Source organism: Iodobacter ciconiae (assembly GCF_003952345.1).
Taxonomy (GTDB): Bacteria; Pseudomonadota; Gammaproteobacteria; order Burkholderiales; family Chitinibacteraceae; genus Iodobacter; species Iodobacter ciconiae.
In genome coordinates this window covers 321,520-342,541 of record NZ_CP034433.1, presented here as the reverse complement: position 1 = coordinate 342,541, position 21,022 = coordinate 321,520, and the positions used below count along the sequence as shown (strand labels likewise).

At 49.5% G+C, this 21,022-nt stretch carries 22 protein-coding genes; 18 read left to right on the top strand and 4 right to left on the bottom strand.

The features are described from left to right. Window positions 1–127: 127 nt before the first annotated feature. From iscR to EJO50_RS01415, 12 genes are all read left to right on the top strand, one after another. Entirely contained in the window at window positions 128–613 is a 486-nt protein-coding gene (gene iscR, locus EJO50_RS01470; protein WP_125971247.1) for a Fe-S cluster assembly transcriptional regulator IscR, read from the top strand. Continuing rightward, window positions 610–1,824, top strand: a complete 1,215-nt coding sequence (locus EJO50_RS01465; protein WP_125971246.1) for an IscS subfamily cysteine desulfurase — start codon at window positions 610–612, stop codon at window positions 1,822–1,824. Before iscR ends, EJO50_RS01465 begins: the two co-directional genes overlap by 4 nt. Window positions 1,825–2,081: 257 nt before the next feature. Beyond that, a complete protein-coding gene (gene iscU, locus EJO50_RS01460; RefSeq protein ID WP_125971245.1) occupies window positions 2,082–2,462 on the top strand; it encodes a Fe-S cluster assembly scaffold IscU in 381 nt (126 codons plus the stop codon). A gap of 87 nt (window positions 2,463–2,549) precedes the next feature. Beyond that, window positions 2,550–2,873 (top strand): iron-sulfur cluster assembly protein IscA, encoded by a 324-nt coding sequence (gene iscA / locus EJO50_RS01455; RefSeq protein WP_099397405.1) that lies wholly within the window; start codon window positions 2,550–2,552, stop codon window positions 2,871–2,873. Between the two features lie 256 nt (window positions 2,874–3,129). Then, window positions 3,130–3,663 (top strand): Fe-S protein assembly co-chaperone HscB, encoded by a 534-nt coding sequence (gene hscB / locus EJO50_RS01450; RefSeq protein WP_125971244.1) that lies wholly within the window; start codon window positions 3,130–3,132, stop codon window positions 3,661–3,663. Window positions 3,664–4,012: 349 nt separating this feature from the next. Continuing rightward, window positions 4,013–5,869, top strand: coding sequence for a Fe-S protein assembly chaperone HscA (gene hscA, locus EJO50_RS01445; RefSeq protein WP_125971243.1), 1,857 nt, complete (start codon window positions 4,013–4,015; stop codon window positions 5,867–5,869). 132 nt (window positions 5,870–6,001) lie between these two features. Next, window positions 6,002–6,340, top strand: coding sequence for an ISC system 2Fe-2S type ferredoxin (gene fdx / locus EJO50_RS01440; RefSeq protein WP_125971242.1), 339 nt, complete (start codon window positions 6,002–6,004; stop codon window positions 6,338–6,340). Between the two features lie 75 nt (window positions 6,341–6,415). Beyond that, a complete protein-coding gene (iscX, locus tag EJO50_RS01435; protein WP_125971241.1) occupies window positions 6,416–6,610 on the top strand; it encodes a Fe-S cluster assembly protein IscX in 195 nt (64 codons plus the stop codon). A gap of 232 nt (window positions 6,611–6,842) precedes the next feature. Next, a complete protein-coding gene (locus tag EJO50_RS01430) occupies window positions 6,843–7,814 on the top strand; it encodes an HD-GYP domain-containing protein (RefSeq protein WP_164521398.1) in 972 nt (323 codons plus the stop codon). 169 nt (window positions 7,815–7,983) lie between these two features. Continuing rightward, entirely contained in the window at window positions 7,984–9,273 is a 1,290-nt protein-coding gene (locus EJO50_RS01425; protein ID WP_125971239.1) for an aspartate carbamoyltransferase, read from the top strand. A 223-nt stretch (window positions 9,274–9,496) separates the two neighbouring features. After that, entirely contained in the window at window positions 9,497–9,811 is a 315-nt protein-coding gene (locus EJO50_RS01420) for a DUF2322 family protein (RefSeq protein WP_125971238.1), read from the top strand. 52 nt (window positions 9,812–9,863) lie between these two features. Then, window positions 9,864–10,463: a lytic transglycosylase domain-containing protein gene (locus EJO50_RS01415; protein WP_125971237.1), complete on the top strand. Its 600-nt coding sequence runs from the start codon at window positions 9,864–9,866 to the stop codon at window positions 10,461–10,463. Between the two features lie 107 nt (window positions 10,464–10,570). On the opposite strand, the gene EJO50_RS01410 is transcribed toward EJO50_RS01415, so the two are convergent. The 3 genes from EJO50_RS01410 to queG form a co-directional block, all read right to left on the bottom strand. Further along, window positions 10,571–11,257 (bottom strand): Crp/Fnr family transcriptional regulator, encoded by a 687-nt coding sequence (locus tag EJO50_RS01410; protein WP_125971236.1) that lies wholly within the window; start codon window positions 11,255–11,257, stop codon window positions 10,571–10,573. A 32-nt stretch (window positions 11,258–11,289) separates the two neighbouring features. Beyond that, entirely contained in the window at window positions 11,290–12,060 is a 771-nt protein-coding gene (gene xth, locus EJO50_RS01405; protein ID WP_125971235.1) for an exodeoxyribonuclease III, read from the bottom strand. Window positions 12,061–12,477: 417 nt separating this feature from the next. Next, the gene (gene queG / locus EJO50_RS01400; protein ID WP_125971234.1) at window positions 12,478–13,584 is read right to left on the bottom strand and encodes a tRNA epoxyqueuosine(34) reductase QueG; all 1,107 of its coding nucleotides are present in this window, start codon (window positions 13,582–13,584) and stop codon (window positions 12,478–12,480) included. Between the two features lie 77 nt (window positions 13,585–13,661). On the opposite strand from queG, the gene tsaE reads away from it, so the two are divergent. The 4 genes from tsaE to EJO50_RS01380 all read left to right on the top strand — a co-directional run bounded on the left by tsaE (window position 13,662) and on the right by EJO50_RS01380 (window position 16,810). Continuing rightward, window positions 13,662–14,156: a tRNA (adenosine(37)-N6)-threonylcarbamoyltransferase complex ATPase subunit type 1 TsaE gene (gene tsaE / locus EJO50_RS01395; RefSeq protein ID WP_125971233.1), complete on the top strand. Its 495-nt coding sequence runs from the start codon at window positions 13,662–13,664 to the stop codon at window positions 14,154–14,156. Window positions 14,157–14,173: 17 nt separating this feature from the next. Then, complete coding sequence (locus EJO50_RS01390) at window positions 14,174–15,505, top strand: N-acetylmuramoyl-L-alanine amidase (protein ID WP_125971232.1); 1,332 nt, start codon at window positions 14,174–14,176, stop codon at window positions 15,503–15,505. A 193-nt stretch (window positions 15,506–15,698) separates the two neighbouring features. Further along, window positions 15,699–16,085, top strand: coding sequence for a thioredoxin family protein (locus tag EJO50_RS01385; RefSeq protein WP_125971231.1), 387 nt, complete (start codon window positions 15,699–15,701; stop codon window positions 16,083–16,085). Next, window positions 16,082–16,810, top strand: coding sequence for a cytochrome c biogenesis CcdA family protein (locus tag EJO50_RS01380; protein ID WP_125971230.1), 729 nt, complete (start codon window positions 16,082–16,084; stop codon window positions 16,808–16,810). The genes EJO50_RS01385 and EJO50_RS01380 overlap by 4 nt, the downstream gene beginning before the upstream one ends. Before the next feature lie 403 nt (window positions 16,811–17,213). Here the strand turns inward: EJO50_RS01380 and EJO50_RS01375 are convergent, their stop codons facing one another. Continuing rightward, window positions 17,214–17,663 (bottom strand): DUF417 family protein, encoded by a 450-nt coding sequence (locus tag EJO50_RS01375; RefSeq protein ID WP_125971229.1) that lies wholly within the window; start codon window positions 17,661–17,663, stop codon window positions 17,214–17,216. 309 nt (window positions 17,664–17,972) lie between these two features. Between EJO50_RS01375 and mutL the strand changes: the two genes are divergently transcribed. After that, window positions 17,973–19,922: a DNA mismatch repair endonuclease MutL gene (mutL, locus tag EJO50_RS01370; RefSeq protein WP_125971228.1), complete on the top strand. Its 1,950-nt coding sequence runs from the start codon at window positions 17,973–17,975 to the stop codon at window positions 19,920–19,922. 111 nt (window positions 19,923–20,033) lie between these two features. Beyond that, a complete protein-coding gene (miaA, locus tag EJO50_RS01365) occupies window positions 20,034–20,969 on the top strand; it encodes a tRNA (adenosine(37)-N6)-dimethylallyltransferase MiaA (RefSeq protein ID WP_125971227.1) in 936 nt (311 codons plus the stop codon). Window positions 20,970–21,022: the final 53 nt, after the last annotated feature.

Sequence of the window (21,022 nt, the reverse complement as noted above, 5' to 3'; positions counted from 1 at the left end):
TCGAAACAGATCACCACTCGCTACTCCCACATATAAGCCGCCTGCTCACGACTCCCCATCCCGCCTCATCAATACTTGACTAAATCACTCTGGTATTTTACGATTGGCCGGTAATGAGAGGAAAATCATGCGATTGACGACTAAGGGCCGTTTTGCTGTAACGGCAATGCTAGACCTTGCGCTGCGGGAATCCGCAGGACCAGTGACGCTTTCCGGCATTAGCGAGCGCCAACATATTTCGCTCTCCTATTTAGAGCAGCTGTTTGGCAAACTGCGCCGCCGCGAGCTGGTAGACAGCGTGCGTGGCCCAGGTGGCGGTTATTGCTTAGCCAAAGACGCCAGCCTGATTACTGTTGCCGATATTATTCTAGCCGTGGACGAGCCACTGGATGCCACCCAGTGTGGCGGCAAAGAAAACTGTCATGACGAAGGCCCCTGTATGACCCACGACCTTTGGGCCAGCCTGAACAGCACAATCTTTGATTACCTTGCCTCCATCAACCTGGCACAGTTGATAGACAAACATCAGGCCAAGCAAAAACGCTGCAATGACAGCATTTTACTCGGCAGTATCAAGCCTTCTCGTATTGAATCCGGAGCAACCGCAAAATGAACGCGACCAAACCTATCTATCTTGACTACTCAGCCACTACGCCGGTGGATCCGCGTGTTGCAGCCAAGATGATTCCCTGTTTAACCGAACACTTTGGCAACCCCGCCTCACGCTCACACGCCTTTGGCTGGGAAGCGGAAGCGGCAGTAGAAGAAGCACGTGAACAGGTTGCCGCGCTGGTCAATTGCGATCCAAAAGAAATCGTCTGGACTTCCGGTGCCACCGAATCCAACAACCTGGCTTTAAAAGGTGCGGCACACTTTTATCAATCCAAGGGCAAGCACTTAATTACCGTTAAAACAGAGCACAAGGCCGTTCTGGATACCATGCGCGAGCTGGAACGCGAAGGTTTTGAAGTCACTTATCTGGATGTAAAAAACGATGGTCTGCTTGATCTGGATGCACTGAAGGCCGCCATTCGCCCGGACACGATCCTGATCTCGGTCATGTCGGTGAATAACGAAATTGGCGTGATTCAGGATATCACCACCATTGGCGAAGTCTGCCGCGAAAAGGGCATCATTTTCCACGTAGACAGCGCGCAGGCCACCGGCAAAATAGCCATCGACTTAAGTGTATTAAAAGTTGATTTAATGAGCTTTTCAGCGCACAAAACTTATGGCCCCAAGGGCATCGGCGCACTGTATATCCGCCGCAAACCGCGTATTCGCCTGGAAGCGCAAATGCACGGCGGTGGCCATGAGCGGGGGTTTCGCTCCGGCACACTGGCTACGCATCAAATTGTGGGTATGGGTGAAGCATTTCGCATCGCTAAAGAAGATATGGACACCGAGCTGGAACGCATGCGTATGCTGCGTGACCGCCTGTGGGCCGGTTTATCCGATATTGAAGAAGTTCATCTGAATGGTGATATGGAACGGCGGGTTCCGCATAATCTGAATGTAAGCTTTAACTATGTAGAAGGCGAATCACTGGTAATGGCGCTCAAAGAGCTGGCCGTATCCAGCGGCTCAGCCTGTACATCGGCATCCCTCGAGCCATCCTACGTATTACGCGCCCTTGGCCGCTCGGATGAGTTGGCACATTCCTCAATCCGCTTCACTATCGGTCGCTTTAATACCGTAGAAGAAATCGACTTTGCGATTGAGCTGATCCGCAGCAAAATCGGCAAGCTGCGCGAGCTGTCGCCGCTTTGGGATATGTACAAAGAGGGGATCGATATCTCCACCATCGAATGGGCAGCCCACTAAATTTAGCGTGCCTCGCAGCCCTGTGCGGCGTTGCAAAGCCTCTCGTTTACAAAACGTCGTGACTTTGCGCCTTGCCCAGAACTGCGATCCACACTAAATGCAACCCTAATGATGATTATTTAAAAGTACGTAGGTTGGGTTAGCGGGGTCGTCAGCCGTTTTTAACTGGCGATATCGCGTAACCCAACATACTCAGTTAGCAAGAATATTGGGTTACGCACCTACGAACCACAGAAACTAGTAAAGAGGCACACAAAATGGCATACAGCGAACAAGTTCTGGATCACTACGAAAACCCGCGTAATGTTGGTGCGTTTGAAAAAGGCGACGACAGCGTAGGCACTGGCATGGTGGGTGCTCCGGCCTGTGGCGACGTAATGAAGCTGCAAATCAAGGTGGGCGCAGATGGTATTATCGAAGATGCCAAGTTTAAAACCTATGGCTGCGGCTCGGCGATTGCTTCCTCTTCCCTCGTGACCGAATGGGTAAAGGGCAAGACACTTGATCAGGCTTTGAGCATTAAAAATACCCAGATTGCGACCGAATTAGCACTGCCGCCGGTTAAAATCCACTGTTCTATCCTGGCAGAAGACGCCATTAAAGCAGCGGTAGCGGATTACAAAACCAAGCACGGTTAATATCACATATGGTTCAACTTAAGGCGTAATACATCTGCAAACGACTTCAGATTTATTACGCTCTGCGGTGTTATTGCGAGACAAAAAATGGCTCTTACATTAAGCGAAAGTGCAGCAACCCATATTTCCAATTTCCTGGCAAAACGTGGCAAGGGCCTGGGCGTGCGCCTGGCCGTTAAAACCTCAGGCTGCTCCGGCATGGCGTACAAGCTCGAATTTGTCGATGTGGCCTCCGATACAGACTTGGCTTTTGAAAGCTTCGGAGTAAAAATCTTCACCGACAGCAAATCACTCGCCTATCTGGACGGTACCGAGCTGGATTTCACCAAGGAAGGCCTGAACGAAGGGTTTAAATTTAATAACCCCAACGTAAAAAACGAGTGCGGCTGCGGCGAAAGCTTTAACGTTTAGTACCCTCCCAAAGGCCAAAAAGATCTGTAAACACAGAGCTAAATAAGAACATGAAGCACACAGAAAAAACCAAGCCTATGCTAAATTCGCAAGGTTTTTCTGAAAAACCGCTTAAATCACAAGCGAGCAGCATAACTAGCAGCTCGTTTTTCTCGCTTTTTTTCCTCTGTGTGCTGATCTTTATCTCTGTGTCTACAGGTTCAGGGTTTTCAAACACTGTGATTGATACAGCTTATCTTCCCCGCCAAAAAACGCCATGAACTTCGACTTTACGCAAAATCACTTCGCCCTTTTCAACCTGCCAGCCCGGTTTGCACTCGATCAGCGCAACATTGACAGTCATTACCGCAACTTGCTCGCGACTTACCATCCTGATCGCTTTGCCAGCGAAAGCGATACCGTGCGCCGTATGAGCCTGCAAATTGCTACTCAAATTAATGAAGCCTATCAAACGCTGAAATCCCCGATCGCCCGTGGCCGCTACTTATTAAAACTGTCCGGCTTCGATACCGAGGAAGAAAGTAATACCGCCATGCCAATTGATTTTTTAATGAATCAAATGCAATGGCGAGAGGCAATTGGTGATGCTAAAGCCACACAAAATATCGAAAGCTTAGAGAATATCGGCAGAGAGCTTGCCGCAGAAACCAGCGCACTGGAGCAGCACCTTGCCAGTTTGCTGGATGAAACCCATGATTTAAGCGCTGCCACTGTGGCTGTGCGTAAACTGCGCTTTATGGAAAAACTAGAGCAGGAAATTGGCAATGCCATCGAAACCCTGCTGTTTTAATCGCACATTATTAGCGCGCTAAAACCCAAATCTTTAACCACGGATAACACAGAGGACACGGAGTTTCACGGAAAAAACCCTAGGGATATGGCCATTATTAATTCCCCACAATGAAATAGCGCCATTCCCGCATGTCTTTGACAGGGATCCAGGCGAGCGACTGGATCCCAATCAAAAAACTCGGGGATGGCGGAAAAGCTGTAGCGGGGTTCATTTCGATCAAAACCCTAAATAATGCTTTACTCCATGTACCTCCGTGTTCTCCTTTACATCCGTGGTTTAAGGGTGGGTTTTACCATGGGGTATTAACCTCTACTGACATGCACTTGCTCTATCTTACGGATGAAATATGGCCTTATTACAAATCTCTGAGCCTGGTCTATTTGCCGAGCCCCATCAACACCGCCTTGCAGTAGGCATTGATCTTGGCACGACCAATTCTTTGATCGCCTCGGTAAAAAGTGGCAGCGCCGTCTGTTTGCCCGATGAGCAAGGCCGTACCTTGCTGGCCTCTGTGGTGAACTACGGCAAGGATGGTGCAATTCACGTAGGCAGCAGCGCACTGGCGCGCCAAAACGATGACCCCGGTAATACCATCAGTTCAGTAAAGCGTTTTATGGGCCGTGGCATCAATGACATTGCCGATTTAGCCACACCTTACCGCTTTGTAGACGAGCCGGGCATGCTCAAAATAGCCACCCGCGTCGGGGTAAAAAGCCCGGTTGAAGTCTCGGCAGAGATTTTGCGTACCCTTAAAACCCGCGCCGAACAAAGCCTGGGCGGCGATCTGATTGGCGCAGTGATCACTGTACCGGCCTATTTTGATGATGCACAACGCCAGGCCACCAAAGACGCGGCACGAATCGCAGGCCTCAATGTACTTCGCCTACTCAATGAACCCACTGCCGCCGCTATTGCCTATGGCCTGGATAATGGCAGCGAAGGCACCTATGTTATTTACGATTTAGGTGGCGGCACTTTTGATGTATCCATCCTGGAGCTGACCCGTGGTTTATTTGAAGTACGCGCCACTTCGGGCGATTCACGGCTGGGCGGGGATGATTTTGATCACCGTATTTACTGCTGGATTTTGCAGGAAACCGGCCTGTCCGCGCTGAACGCCCAGGATGCCCGCGTACTGCTCACCCGTGCGCGTGAAGCTAAAGAAGCGCTTTCTGATCACCCCACCACCCGCATTACAGCAGTACTAAGCGAAGGCGTGGTAGTGGATGTGGCACTCACCGTAGAAACACTCCGCGAAATTACCCACACCCTTGTCAGCAACACCATCACCCCTGTACGCAAAGCCTTACGCGATGCCAAACTGCAAGTCAGTGATATCAAGGGCGTGGTCATGGTAGGCGGCGCCACCCGTATGCCACAAGTGCGCCGTGCTGTTGCTGATTTCTTTAAGCAAGAACCGCTCACCAATCTGGACCCCGATAAAGTCGTTGCGATTGGCGCCGCGATTCAGGCCAATGTGCTGGCAGGTAATAAAGGGGAAAATGAATGGCTGCTGCTGGACGTGATTCCGCTTTCCCTCGGGCTGGAAACCATGGGCAATCTGGTGGAAAAAATCATCCCCAGAAACAGCACCATTCCTACCGCCAGAGCACAAGAATTCACCACCTTTAAAGATGGCCAGACAGCTATGGCCATCCATGTATTGCAAGGCGAGCGCGAGCTGGTGAGCGACTGCCGCAGCCTGGCACGCTTTGAGCTGCGCGGTATTCCGCCAATGGTGGCTGGCGCGGCCCGAATTCGTGTAACGTTTCAGGTCGATGCAGATGGCTTGCTATCAGTTGCGGCACGGGAGCTATCATCAGGCATTGAGGCCAGCATTATGGTGAAACCTTCTTACGGATTATCTGACGAGGAAATTACCACCATGCTGACCGACTCCATGCAATACGCCAGTGCCGATATACAAGCCCGTAAGCTGGCCGAGGCACTGGTTGATGCAGAGTCCCTCATCAACGCAAGTACTGCTGCCCTGCAGCAAGATGGCGATCTACTTAATGTAGAAGAGCAAGCAGCCATTCAAACCGGCTTGCAGCAGCTAATGAGTAGCATGCAGGAAAAAGACGCCAACGCCATCCACGCCGCCACCGAAAAGCTAAACGAAGCCACCGGTGACTTTGCAGCCAAGCGTATGAACGCTGCGGTAAAACGTGGCCTGGCAGGTAAGCAAATTGCTGGGATGTAACCCTAAACACCAAAAATCTGTAAACGCAGAGACCCGAATACACAAAGCACACTGAGAAATTTATTAAGTGCTTTCAGAAAGGGCTAAAAAGAGGGTTTTTGCGTGATAAGCCAGCTATACCAAGGATGAATCATGATTCAAATTGTAGTTCTACCTCACCCCCAGCTCTGCCCCGAAGGGGCTGTACTTGAAGCTGAAGCAGGCACATCAATTTGCGATGTGCTGCTCGCCAACGATATTGAAATTGAACACGCTTGCGAGAAATCCTGTGCCTGTACCACCTGCCACGTGATTATTCGCGAGGGGTTTAAATCACTGGCCCCATCTGATGAGCTGGAAGACGATATGCTGGATAAAGCCTGGGGATTGGAAGCAGAATCCCGTCTGTCTTGCCAGTCAATCCTAACAGATACTGATCTGGTAGTAGAAATACCTAAATACACAATCAACCATGCCCGCGAGCATCATTAATCTGCCGGCATTTCAATATGCCAGACCCGATAAATGTAGGCCGCTTTATCCGCAGATCATAGAAAGGATTAAATCATGAAATGGACAGATTCCCGTGAAATTGCCATTCAACTGGCAGATAAATTCCCTGATCTGGATCCTAAAACCGTACGTTTTACCGATTTAATGCAGTGGGTTATGAAATTGGAAGGCTTTAATGATGATGCCAGTCACTGTGGTGAAAAAATACTGGAGGCCATCCAGCTAATGTGGATGGATGAAGCAGACTAAACTTCATTACAATATAATGGCTACAGAAGCTGTACTCTGCAGCCATTTTTCTACATACAAAACCAATTCATATTTAAAAAAGCAGGCTCAAAAGCAATATTTCAGCACGGTAGTACACTTACAAATTATATTTTCATCTGAAATAAAAGTTAATTTTAAAGAAACACCCCTCTTACATCAGTGCGTTCCTTCTCCTTGCTATAAAATGACAAGGATATATACGGAGCTTTGCATGGCCTCATCCCCCCAACCTGGTGGACAGAAAGTATCGCGCCCTCCCTCTGCCCCCCGTTTTATTTTTGAGTCTCGCGCTGCGCTTGATCGGATTTTGTCGAAATCAGAAAGCTACGCAGGTGTATTTCCTGCCCATATCAGCACAATTGCAGATCACCTTGGCCGCGCTTGTACCCTGAACCGTAATGTAGTCATCGGCATGATCATGCTGCGCCAGGATGGAACCTACGCCATCCGGCATGCAATTAATGTGGCTTGTGTCGTAGAGCTGGCGCTGCGTGATCTCGGTCGCTCGCCCGCCGAGCGGCGCCCTGTTGTGGCCGCAGCATTGACTATGAATATTGGCATGTATGCCATTCAGGAAAAACTATCCACCCAGTCCGGCCCGCTCACTGATGAGCAAAGACTATTGATGCAAGTGCATCCGGTTGAAGGCAGGGACACCCTGAGAAAGCTTGGCGTAACCGATCCACTCTGGCTTGATTATGTATTGCAGCACCACGAAATCCCCGATGGCAGCGGCTATCCACAGCAGCTGTCTGGCGATTCGATTCATTTTGAAGCTCGTCTCATCGGCATTGCTGATCGCTATTGTGCCATGCTGACCCGCAATGCCTGGCGGCGCGGGCAACTTTCCGATCTTGCTTTACTCACCTCACTAACAGGCTCTGTTAACAGCATTGATGTCAAACTGGGCCGCCTGTTTACCCAAACCATGGGGCTTTATCCTCCAGGTGCAGTGGTGCAATTACTCAATGGCGAGGTTGGTATTGTTAAGCGCCCCGGCATCAACGAGCAAACACCAATTGTTGCCGCTATCTTCAATAAACAATGGCAGCCCCTGGAGAATATTATCGAAAGAGATAGTGAAGACATCGATTACAGCATTATTGGCGTAATCGAAAGCCAGCGTATTGCAGGGCTGGTACCAATGGAGGACGTCTGGGGGAGCGATGCAGCCGGAGCCTGAAAAATACTTGTAAATAATGCAGGTAAGCACTCATTTTATGATGCTGCAGGCTCCATAAGCCATAATCTATACGCAAAATAGATAAAATAAAAATAATAAACCGCAAAGCGTATTGCGATCAAATAAAAAAAAGCACACAATCCACACAACGTGTAGATAAGGTGCCATTATGCAATCCGCTCAACAAACGACCCTTCGCGATGCCATGCGTCTGCTTAACCTGACCCGTGATGCGCTTACAGAGCGCTTGGGGGTCAGCCGCCGGGCTCTGGACAGCTGGTTATTACCTGACAACTCCAATGAACACCGCAGTATGCCCACCATTGTTGAACGCTTTCTGACCGAGATCCTCAGCAAAGATACAAAAATAGCCCCCACACACCATATCAACTCCACTCACTGGGCTCCCCACCTTCTTTCTGTGGAGCAATTTTCACGTGAATCGGTGGAAGAACTGTTTCGTATCACAGACATCATGCAGCCGGTGGCCCGCAGACAAAAAACCTGCCGTGTACTCGAAGGTGCCGTACTCGCCAACCTGTTTTTTGAAGCCAGTACCCGTACCCGCATCAGCTTTGGTGCTGCATTTTGCAGGCTGGGCGGCTCGGTTTGCGATACCACCGGCTTTACTTTTTCGTCCATGGCCAAGGGTGAATCAATCTACGACACCAGCCGCGTAGTCAGTGGCTACGCCGATGCGATTGTGGTGCGCCACCCCGAGCAAGGTGCAGTGGCCGAATTCGCCCAAGCCAGCAATATCCCCATCATTAACGGCGGTGATGGCCCCGGTGAGCACCCCACCCAGGCCCTGCTTGATCTCTACACAATGGAGCGCGAATTCTCGCGCCTTAATAAGCTCATTGATGGCAGCCATATTGCACTGGTGGGCGATTTAAAACATGGCCGTGCTGCGCATTCACTGGCAAAATTACTAGGGCTTTATCAGGGGTTGAAAATCACCCTGCTTGCGCCTGCCGGCCTGGAAATGCCAACCAGTATTCTGGATGCCGCCAGCCGAAACGGAAACGTCATTGAGTGCACCGATAATCTGGCTAGCGGCCTTGCAGGAGCTGATGTCATTTATGCTACCCGCGTACAAAAAGAGCGGATGCAGGGTGAAGTAATGGAGGGTTACGGTGAAAACTTCCAAATCAATTTACGGGCAGTAGATACCTTCTGCAAACCCGATGTGATTGTGATGCACCCCTTACCCAGAGACAGTCGCCCGGGAGCGAATGATTTATCTACCGACTTAAATCAGGATCCCAGGCTGGCCATCTTCCGCCAGACAGATAATGGTGTGCCGGTACGCATGGCCATTTTTGCAAAGTTACTTGGAGTAGACCAGCAAATACAGCACAGCCTGCGCGATATCAGCTGGGTGCACCCGCAAAAACTAGCCCCTAATGACGCATCGTTTGATGAACTGGAAAGCCACTCCTTGCGCCATAAAGATTAAATAGATTTTCGGCCAAAGGAGCGATCACCTCAAAAATTGAACCACAGCAGCGTGTTTGTCCCGCTAAAACCCGGTGCTGTGGCTCAATATCCTGGGTCTGCTTTTCACCAGAAAAACATTTACAGCCTGTGGCCTGAACAATAACTCCATAGAGGCCCACTTAAACAAGCGGCAAAATACGATCGCCTTATAATGAGCGGCCCTCCATTTAACAGGATTAACCATGCTTTTTGCCGATATACTTGCCAGCCTGCCCGCAATTGATCATTTATCAGCCCTTGAGCTGCTTGATGGAGAAACGATCATTGCAAGAATAGAAAATAAGCCCGGCCAGGCAGGCAGCGTTCGGGTTTATCATGCTTTATATCAGGAATTTGGCGCAATCAACGCTGTAGCTGCTGCCAAAGGCATACGCCTTTATGCCGAACACAGCCAGGATGCGATTGCCTTTCCGGGAAAGCATCCCAATATCGATCGTTTATTGGCATTAGCAGAAGATAAACAGGCAATTGCCGTAAAATTAATTGCTGCGTGTTGACCTACCCGGGTGATAAAGCTACATTCCAAGCTGATTCCAAAGAAAGAAACTCATGCGCTACTCTTTTTTAATAGGCTTGTTTTTTTGCAGCTTTGCCTTCGCTGGCGCGCAAAAAGAAGAACAGCTCTCCTCCAATGTACAAACCGCAATGCAAAGATCGATTAATGACGGGCAATCGCCCAGGCTGGTCTTTGCCACACCTGCCGAAGGTGAAGCCTGGCTGGCTGCGATGTCCGTCCGCCTAGCCAAACGTATACCGGATGAATTTATCCGCCGCACCCTGCTCACGGCCATCCATTACGAAGCCAGCCGGGCAGGCCTGGACCCTCAGCTTGTGCTGGGCCTTGTGCATGTAGAAAGCGGCTTTAACCGCTATGCATTATCGGTAGTGGGTGCAAGAGGCTTAATGCAGGTTATGCCTTTCTGGCAAAGATCGATTGGCAGCAGCGGGCACAATTTATTTGATATGAATACCAATCTGCGCTACGGCTGCACGATATTGCGCCACTATCTGGATATGGAAAACGGTGATTATTTCCGCGCATTAGGGCGCTATAACGGCAGTCTTGGCCGCGCCGAATACCCGAATCTGGTTTACGGGGCCTGGAAAAATTACTACGCCTATACGGATACCAAACTGGCCGAAAAATAACCCGGCACCAGAGCCGGTTGCTCCTTACCTGCAGATAAAAACACCACCCTTATTTTGCCGGGCATCCATTGCATACCGGACTCTCACCTGTACAGGAACGATCTGTCCTAATGAAAATAAGGATGCCCCGGCAATTGATCCATCTGCACCAGGCGGATAAACCCCATATCCATCTGCACCCAGCCGTATTCCATCCAGGCGCTCAGCTGTTTATTCACGCTTTCCCGGCTGGAACCCACCATATTGGCCAGCTCCTGCTGGGTAAGCTTTAAATCAATCAACATCCCATTTTCATCTTTAATACCATGCTGCCTTGCTAATTGTTTCAGCATTTTACCCAGGCGCTGGGGTAAATTTAAAAACAGTGTATCTTGCAGAAAATCGTCCGCATTACGTAAGCGCTGGCAAAGTGCGGTAATCATTTGATGCATCACTTTAGGGTGATGTTCCAAATGCTGCATAACACTATCCCGGCGTAAAACCAGAAGCTCACAGGCCTCTAAAGTTTCTACCGTGGCTGTGCGAAGCCCACCGTCCAGCATGGCGATTTCACCAAACATTTCTCCGGCTTCCAAGATACAGATAGTGGCCTCTTTCCCTTCATCGCTGCTGCGCACAACCTTTAAACGTCCGTGCAGCACGGCAAACATCTCATCTCCTACCGAGCCCTGCACCACCACCGTTTGCTTTGCACGCAAACTACGCAATTCAGTCTGGGTAGCCAGCTCGGTCAATTCTGCATGGCTTAAATCACAGAACAAACTGCTGCCAGACAATAATTTAGCTTTATCCATTTAGCATTTCCCAAAATTATTTAACTAAGCCATCAGATCGTCAAACTTGCAATCACAGGCGTGTGATCAGATGGCCGCTCATTATTTCTAGGCTCACGATCAATCACACACGCACTGCATAAGGGGACTAATTCCCGGGACAACAAAATATGATCAATTCGCATACCGGCATTTTTTCTAAATCCAAAACCACGATAATCCCACCATGAAAAAGATTTCTCCGGCTGATCAAATAAGCGATATGAATCTGTTAAACCCAAATCAAGCAAGGCCTGAAAAGCCGCACGCTCAGGCTCTGAAACCAAAACCTGCCCTACCCATTTTGCCGGATCATGCACATCAATATCCTGAGGAGCAATATTGTAATCCCCTAGCAAAGCCAATTTTGTATGGTTTTCCATTTCTGTTTTCAGCCACAGTGTCAGCGCTTGCAGCCAGGATAATTTATACGGATATTTTTCAGAATCCAGTGCCTGTCCATTCGGAATATAAACACAAATCAGACGTACCCCTTTTACCGTTGCTGCAATTAAACGAACCTGATGATCAGCAAAATCAGGGATATTTATCACCACATCGCTTAAAGCCTCCCGCGCAATAATTGCAACACCGTTGTATGTTTTCTGCCCTGCAAACACCACCTGAAAACCAGCCGCTTCTATCTCTGCCTGCGGAAAATTAATGTCTTCCATTTTTGTTTCCTGCAGGCAAAGTGCAGTAACTTCCGGATGAGTATCCAGCCATTCCAATACCTGTGGTAACCGTACTTTTAGGCTATTCACATTCCACGTCACAATTTGCATAATCTGCTTTATTCCTTAGATTCACTCAATTTACACAACTATTTTAGCCAGACAAGCCGCACTTTAAACTTGATTCTTACATAGAATGACCACATAAAATTATTACTTAAAAATGCATCAATTTATTTTATATCATCATTGCCGTAAACTGCATCAGGCAGGCATAGGCAATTACTAAAAAGATTCTTACAAAAAAACATAAGTATGTATACCTGAAACTTAAAGAATCACTCTTATCAGATTAGGCGACAAAACAGAGTAAAGGTAAAAATTAAATTTATCAATTAACAATCACTATTCTAATAAGATCCTTATCCGCCACATTACATACTAATTAACCCGCCTGTTAAATAACATAGCCAAAAATACCTTCTCATTACAGCTTCAGGTATAGCCTGCTGTTGTCTGATAAATAATTTAAAAGAGTAATAAACCCGGCCTTAAATCTGTGTCATATACACCATGCTGCCCCAGGGCCCACAGCACATGTTCTCTGACAATCTCACTAGGATCGCCTGCTCTGGCCATCAGAGCAGTAATCACCCCGGGTGAGGCAGGCGCATTACCAAGGCCCACAGCTATATTTCTAAGCCACTGCTCATAGCCAATCCGGAAAATGGCACTACCCGCCATTTTCTGTTTGAAATCGGCCTCAGACCAGGCAAACAGCTCAACCAGAGTCACATCATCAAGACCATGGCGCACATGAAAATCAGCTTCCTTAGTGTTTACCGCAAAGCGATTCCACGGGCAGACCATCTGGCAATCGTCGCAACCATAGACACGATTGCCCAGCATGGAGCGAAACGGTAGCGGAATACTGCCTTTAAGCTCGATGGTTAAATAAGAGATACAGCGCCGCGCATCCACCTGATAGGGTGCGACAATCGCACCGGTCGGGCAAGCTGTCATGCAGCGCGCACAGCGCCCGCAATGCTCTTCCTGTTGCTGCGGATCAGCTGGCAATGGCAAATCGGTAAATAACTCACCAATAAAAAAGTATGAGCCGTATTCCCGGTTAATCAGCAGAGTATGTTTACCCCGCCAGCCCTGCCCGGCTTGTGTGGCGATTTCCACCTCAAGCACCGGAGCCGAATCCACAAACACCCGGTGGCCAAAAGGGCCAATTTCTTTAACCAGGCGATCTGCCAATTGCTGTAAACGACCCTTTAATACCTTATGATAATCACGCCCCAGCGCGTAGCGGGAAAGATAGGCCTTACTGCCGTTGGCGAGAATTTCCTCCGAATTTGCGGCGGCAAGCGGCAAATAAGGCAAAAAAACCGAAATAAGTGAAATAGTGCCAGCGTGTAATTCATGAGGTCTGGCGCGCTTCATGCCATGCCTTGCCATATAATCCATCTCGCCGTGAAAACCTGCATCCAGCCATTCTTGCAAACCGGCTTCGGCGTGGCTTAAATCAATGCTGGTCACTCCGGCGCGGGCAAAACCTAATTCCTGCGCCCAGCCTTTAATTTGCCGGGCGAGTTTTTGATAATCTAATGAGGGTGGAGACGTATGCATAACCGCAATGATACCGGCTTCATACGTTTTTTGCCTGCCAGACCGTATAAGCGTTAAGCCAATGGATCCCATAGCCCATGCCACACAATACTGATTTCAAATGTTTTTTAGCCGACGAAGAGGCCACACTGGCGCTGGGCGCGCGTTTATCACAAAGCGTAGCGGCAGGCATGGTGGTTTTTCTGGAAGGCAACCTGGGAGCAGGTAAAACCACACTTAGCCGGGGTCTGCTGCGCGGGCTGGGCTTTGCCGGCCGGGTAAAAAGCCCCACCTATACACTGGTTGAACCTTATACTGTTTCTAACTTATACTTATATCACTTTGATTTGTATAGATTTAATGACGCAAGCGAATGGGAAGATGCGGGTTTTAGAGACTACTTTAACCCCGGATCTATTTGCCTGATCGAATGGGCAGATAAAGCAGAAGGCCTTTTACCTACCCCTGACTGGGTCATTACCTTAACGCCCGAAGCCTCTTTAGTACCCGGTCAAACAAGCCGCGTGGCCCATATCCAAGCATTTAGTGAGCAAGGCCAAACATGCCTCAATCGTCTTACCCAACAGGTTTAAACAAAGTGCAGCTGCTAATGACGACTACAAAGCAAGACCCGGCCTCTTCTGCCTCCGATACACATGCCGCAACGGCTGCGTTTAGTCTGGCTCGCCGGGATGTTTTGCGTGGAGCAAGCGCCAGCCTGCTGCTGGCTATCACGCCACTTGGCTTTGCCGCTCCTGCCGCCAGCGTAGTGGCTGTGCGTGTCTGGCCTGCGCAGGCCTATACCCGCGTGACTATCGAATCTACCGTTTCGCTCACCTTCAAACAATTTGCACTTAAAGACCCGGAACGGCTGGTGGTCGATCTGGAAGGTATTGATCTCAATAATGAACTGCAAAGCCTGGCCAGCAAAGTAGGTGGTGATGATCCCTATATCCAGCAGCTGCGCGCCGCCCGCAACAAACCCGGCGTTGTGCGCCTGGTACTGGATTTAAAAACAGAAATCAAACCGCAGATTTTTACACTCAACCCGGTAGGCGAATACAAGCACCGCCTGGTGATTGATCTCTATCCTGCTGCGCAAAATGATCCGCTACTGGCGTTTCTGGACGATCAAACCAGCGATATCAAGCCTGCCCCACCTGCTCCTGCTACAAAAACAAAGGCAGAAGAAGACGGCACGGTTGATCGCAGCAAAATGAAAGTAGACCGGCTCATTACCATCGTGCTGGATCCGGGCCACGGCGGCGAAGACCCCGGCGCGGTTGGCCCCGGCGGCAATTATGAAAAAACCGTCGTACTGGCGATCGCCAAAAAACTTAAAAACCTATTAGAAAACGAGCCGAATATGCGTGTTGTGCTTACGCGTGATGGCGACTTTTTTGTGCCACTTGGCGTACGCGTTAAAAAAGCCCGTGCCGTACAGGCCGATTTATTTGTCTCCATCCACGCAGATGCCTTTACCCGGCCAGACGCCAATGGCTCGTCGGTGTTTATGCTGTCTGAAAAAGGCGCATCCAGCACCGCCGCCAAGTGGCTGGCACAAACACAAAACGATGCCGATCTGATTGGCGGGGTAAAAATTGATGTGAAAGACAAAGCACTGGCCCACACACTGATGGATTTAACCCAGACCGCCACCAACAACGACAGCATGAAACTCGCCAAATCCATGCTGGGAGAGATCGGCAATATCAGCCGCCTGCACAAACAAAGCATCGAGCAAGCAGGCTTTGCCGTACTTAAAGCCCCGGATATCCCGTCTATTTTGATAGAAACCGCGTTTATCTCTAACCCGCAGGAAGAGCAAAAACTGATTGATGAAACCTACCAGCACAAGATGGCTGGTGCCTTGCATAAAGGCATCAAACGCTACTTTGCCAAAAATCCGCCACTGGCAAAAACAAGAATGGCGCAAAGTTGAAGGGTAGGCTGGTAAGGTAACAGCAAATACGCCCTTCGCAGATCGACCCATCAAGGCACAGGCCAGGCCTCAGTGGATGGACCTGCAGCAATGACAAATTGATATTTCAATTTATTTTGATTTAATTTGTAAGATATGACGGCATACCACGACTTAGAGAATTCCAGATACTACTTCTAACAAGGGAACATCGATGAATCTCCGTCAAATTTTAGCCGCCACGGCCTTATTTTCCATTGCCTCAATGGCGCAGGCACTGGAGGTCCTACCTTATACGCCAGCAGCATTTCAAGCCGCACAACAAGCCAAACAAACCACGGCCCTGCATTTTCATGCCGATTGGTGCTCTGTATGCCGCAATCAATCGATGGCTCTGGAACAGCTCAAATCAGACCCCGCCTTAAAGGACGTTACCGTTTTCAAAGTAAATTACGATACTGAAAAAGCATTGCGTAAGGAGCTGAAAATCCGGTCTCAGTCCGTCTTTGTAGTTTACCAGGGCAGCGAAGAGCGCACTCGTTTGGCAGGGGAAACGGATCGCGAGAAAATTAAGGCCGGTTTGCGCCCAGGTGGTTTATGAATTTAAGTCTTTTAGAGCTTAGTTTTGCGCTGGCTGCTGGCGGCTTAACCACACTATCCCCTTGCGTATTACCCATTTTACCGCTGGTCGTTGGCAGCGCCGGCCATCGTCATCGCTACGCACCATTGGCGATGGCTGCCGGCCTGATCAGTGCTTTCGTTGTATTAGGCGTACTGGTGGGGCTATTTGGAGATTTGCTAGGTTTTGACTCCGATGTAATTCGCCTGGCAGGAGCATGGTTGCTCATTGCATTCGGGGTAGTATTGTTTTTGCCGTTTTTGTCAGGCCGCTTTGCCAATAGCCTTAGCCCGCTGGCCTCAATAGCGAACCGTTTAAGCAGCAAGTTTAATACTGAATCCATGCCCAGTGCTTTTGTGCTTGGTAGTTTGTTAGGAATGGTCTGGAGCCCATGCTCTGGCCCTTTACTTGCATCTACCTTAACGCTAGTAGCCAGTGAAGGTGGCGCTTTACGTGGTGCAGTAGCGCTTGGCGTATTTGGCTTGGGTGCAGCTATTCCCTTAGTCGGAATCGCATACGCCTCACGTGCCGGAGTAAATAAAACCCGAGGCTGGGTAATGCAGCATGTGGATACGATTAAGAAATCGTTTGCAGTTTTATTAATCTTGCTTGGAGCAGCTATTCTTGCTGGCTGGGATAAGGCATTGGAAGCTTATTTTGTCCAGTTTATGCCCGATATGTGGGTGCAGCTAACGACCATGTTCTAGGCCTGTTTACAATTTATACCCTGGCCAGTTTATAAGCCACAAAATCTGTATTGCAGGTTTTGTGGCTTTCTATTGGGCGCTTACATAAGATAATATATTAATATTCAAATGCTTATTAGTAAAAATATAAATCATTGTCTGCTGTGATATTTATGAATGAAATAATGCCTGAACAACACACTATTAAACATACATACAGAATACCAATATTTGATTACAAGAAAATCAAGCAACAAAGCAATGATCAAGGCATCCATACAAACTAAAGCCATTACACTTTAGCAAGATATTAAATCGCAGCTTAAGCGATAAAAACAGGGGCGCAATATGATTATGACATAGTGCATAATATGAAAAATGCCACACCGTATTAAATGGTGTGGCATTTATTGACCCTAAGCAATTACGCGTGCTGCCTAGCCTGATAGCCCTTTTGTACGGTTATTAAGGTGATACCCAGAAAAACAATATCTTTAAATAGGAAAAAATCAGTAAGTGGCACACCATCAACAACTTTAAAACTGCCCGGTGTGGTTAAAATAAAGCTCAGTGTAACAACAAAAATAAAAGAGGCGATGATACCTGCATAATAGCCAACAACAGGCTTTTTAATTGAAACAATCAACATAAAAGCAGTAATTATTTCAAATGTACCAATCAATCCAGAAACAAATTGAACTGAAAATATTTGATACATCCATGACATAAACGGATGATTTTCTATCAATGGTTTGATTTGCATCGCTTCGGTAGGGGTATATTTAAATATACCAATCCAGAGCAAAGTGGCGATAACGCCGGCTAAACCAATCAGATATCCTAGCTCGTGTTGTGGCTGGTTTTTAGTGTGCATGGTAATTTCCTTAGGACTAAGTTTAGTTAAGCATGAAATTAGATTCATACTGCTTGGTCGTGCCCGGCAGCCATTTATTACAAATTATTTTTGATACAAAAGTAAATTAGGCTAATTTTGTTTAGTTACTCAATAAAAATGACAAATAAATAGCTATAAATAGAAATAAGTAATCAAAGCAAGCCACAAAATTGCGGCACTTGAAAAACACCAGTCCATTCAAATTAAACCCACCGTAAACATGCCCGAGGCAGGCGGCACAGACACGGGTATAATCTCGCTGACTTTCACCCTTTTCGCACCGCTCCTATGCCCCGTATCCAGCAACTCCCCGATCACCTGATTAACCAGATTGCCGCAGGCGAAGTGGTTGAACGGCCCGCTTCTGCCCTAAAAGAATTACTGGAAAACAGCCTGGATGCAGGCAGCCAGAATCTGAGCATTGAGCTGCTGGCAGGCGGCAGCAAGCTGATCAAGGTGATTGATGACGGCTGTGGCATTGCCAAAGACGAGCTGCCACTTGCGCTGCACCGCCACGCCACCAGTAAAATTCGTGATCTGGACGATTTGCAAAAAGTGGCCACACTGGGTTTTAGGGGTGAAGGACTGGCGAGTATTGCTTCTGTATCCAGGCTTACACTCAGCAGCCGCGAGCAAGGATCAGATTACGCCTGGCGGGTGGATGCAGATAATGGCCATGTCAGCGAACCAGAGCCCACCTCGCTCAGCCAGGGCAGCACCATCGAGATTCACGAGCTTTACTACCAGGTGCCTGCACGGCGTAAGTTTTTAAAATCTGAATCCACCGAGTTTGCCCATTGCAGCGATATGGTGCAGCGCCTGGCGCTGGCCAATCCCGGCGTGCAGTTCACGCTTAGCCATAATGGCCGCGCACAGCTGCGCTTGTTGGCGGGCGATTTGCCCAAGCGTGCGGCGGCGATTTTGGGCGATGAATTTGTGGCATCCGGCGTGCAGGTGGATGAAGGTTTCGGTAGGCTGCGGCTGTGGGGCATTACCGGCTCGCCCACGCTGGGGAAATCCAGCCGCGATGCGCAGTATTTCTTTGTAAATGGCCGCTTTGTGCGGGATAAAGTGGTGCAACACGCCCTGCGTGAAGCTTACCGCGATGTATTGCACCACGATAAACACGCGGCCTATTGCCTGTTTTTAGAGCTGGACCCTGAAGGCGTGGATGTCAACGTTCACCCCACCAAAATCGAAGTGCGCTTCAGAGAATCGCAAGCGATTTATCGCTTTATGCTCACCAGCCTGAAAAAAGCACTGGCAGGCACACGCGCTGGCACCATCCCTGCGGGCATCGACCCTGAAACCGGCGAAATCGCCGCGCCAGACTCTAGCGTCATGGCCCCTGCACCCGCGATGACGCCAAAGAATTACGCTGAAATGGCGTATAAACAGGGTAATTTTCAAGCGCCGCCACGTGTGCAAGCACCGATGGCCTTTTATGACACGATGTTTGCAGATTTAAAACGGGCACCGGGCGAAGCAAACCCAAGTGATTCAAACAGCTGGACACCCGAGCCCACGCTTTCATTCAACAATGAAACCCCAGAACAAAAACTCGCCCCCGCTGTTCCGGCCGGGGCACTGATGCCCGCTGCTGCAATCTCCCCCGCTGCCACCGCACCTTCCCGTGCCAGCGATTCGGAAACCGTGCCGCCTCTGGGCTTTGCACTCGGCCAGCTGCACGGCATTTATATCCTTGCGCAAAATGCCGAGGGGCTGATTGTGGTGGATATGCACGCTGCACACGAGCGGGTAGTGTACGAGCAGCTAAAAAACGCGCTCGATCTGCAGCAAATGCCCACCCAACCCTTGTTGATCCCGCATGTTTTTGCGGCTGATAAACACGATGTAGCCACGGTTGAAGATCACGCCGCAACGCTGGCGGCGATTGGTTTTGAGATCTCAGTGCAATCACCCACCCAGCTTGCCATCCGCTCCCTGCCCATGCTGCTGAAAGACGCCGATCCCATCGAGCTGGCACAAGCCGTGCTCAAAGATATCCGCACCGTGGGTGCGAGTGAAGTATTAACAGGCAAGCAAAACGAGCTGCTTGCCACCATGGCCTGCCACGGCTCGGTGCGCGCCAACCGCAGCCTGACCATCACCGAAATGAACGCGCTCTTGCGCCAGATGGAGGCCACCGAGCGCAGCGGCCAGTGCAACCACGGCCGCCCCACCTGGTTTCGAATGACGCTAAATGAACTAGACAAAATGTTTATGCGCGGATCTTAAAGCTGGGGTACGCCGCTATTTTATGTAGCGCACTCAGCTAACCTTCGCTCTCCACGCTTTAAGCGTCTGCCCAAAATCAACCATTTTCAATTCTTATAAAGCTAACCCGCCATGCCGCATTCCCCTCCTGCCATTTTTTTAATGGGCCCTACTGCCAGTGGCAAGACCGCCAGTGCGATCCATTTGCTGGAAAGCGGTTTACCGGTGGAGTTGATTTCGGTCGATTCAGCGCTGGTATTTAAAGAGATGGATATCGGCAGCGCCAAGCCAGGTGCGGATGAGCTGGCCCGTGCGCCGCATCATTTGATTGATATCATTTCACCGGAAGACGCTTATTCTGCCGCACAATTCCGGCGGGATGCGCTGGCTTTAATGGCCGATATAACAGCGCGTGGTAAAGTGCCGGTGCTGGTGGGCGGCACCATGCTGTATTACAACACCTTACAACACGGCATTCATGAATTGCCACAGGCAGATACTGTGCTGCGGGCGCAAATTCATACAGAAGCGGCGCTTATCGGCTGGCCTGCCATGCACGCCAAACTGGCCGCCATTGACCCCGTTACGGCAGAGCGGCTTAAATCGACGGATGCCCAGCGCATCGAGCGCGCTTTAGAGGTATGCACACTTACCGGTAAAAAAATGTCGGATTTACTGGCCGAGCCAGCCAGTGCTGCTCTGCCCTATCACCTGCTTAAAATTGCCCTGCTGCCGCAAGACAGAAAATGGCTGCACGATCGGATTGCGCTGCGCTTTGATCAAATGCTAAGTTTAGGCCTGCTCGATGAAGTAAGCCGCTTGCGGGCTAAATACGATTTGTCCTTGGAGCTGCCATCGATGCGCTGCGTAGGCTACCGGCAAGCCTGGGAGTATCAGGATGGCTTAATCGATTATCCGGCCATGCGCGAAAAAGGCATCGCGGCCACCCGCCAGCTCGCTAAACGCCAGCTGACCTGGCTGCGGGGTATGGATGATTTACTAGAGATTAATTGCCAGGAAACTAGCCTGGCAGAGCGGGTAAAAGCAGCAGTTAAGAGCTGGCTTTAAAATACCGGGCCGGGCACCCTAAACCCGGCCGCTTCACTTATCAGTGCCAGCCT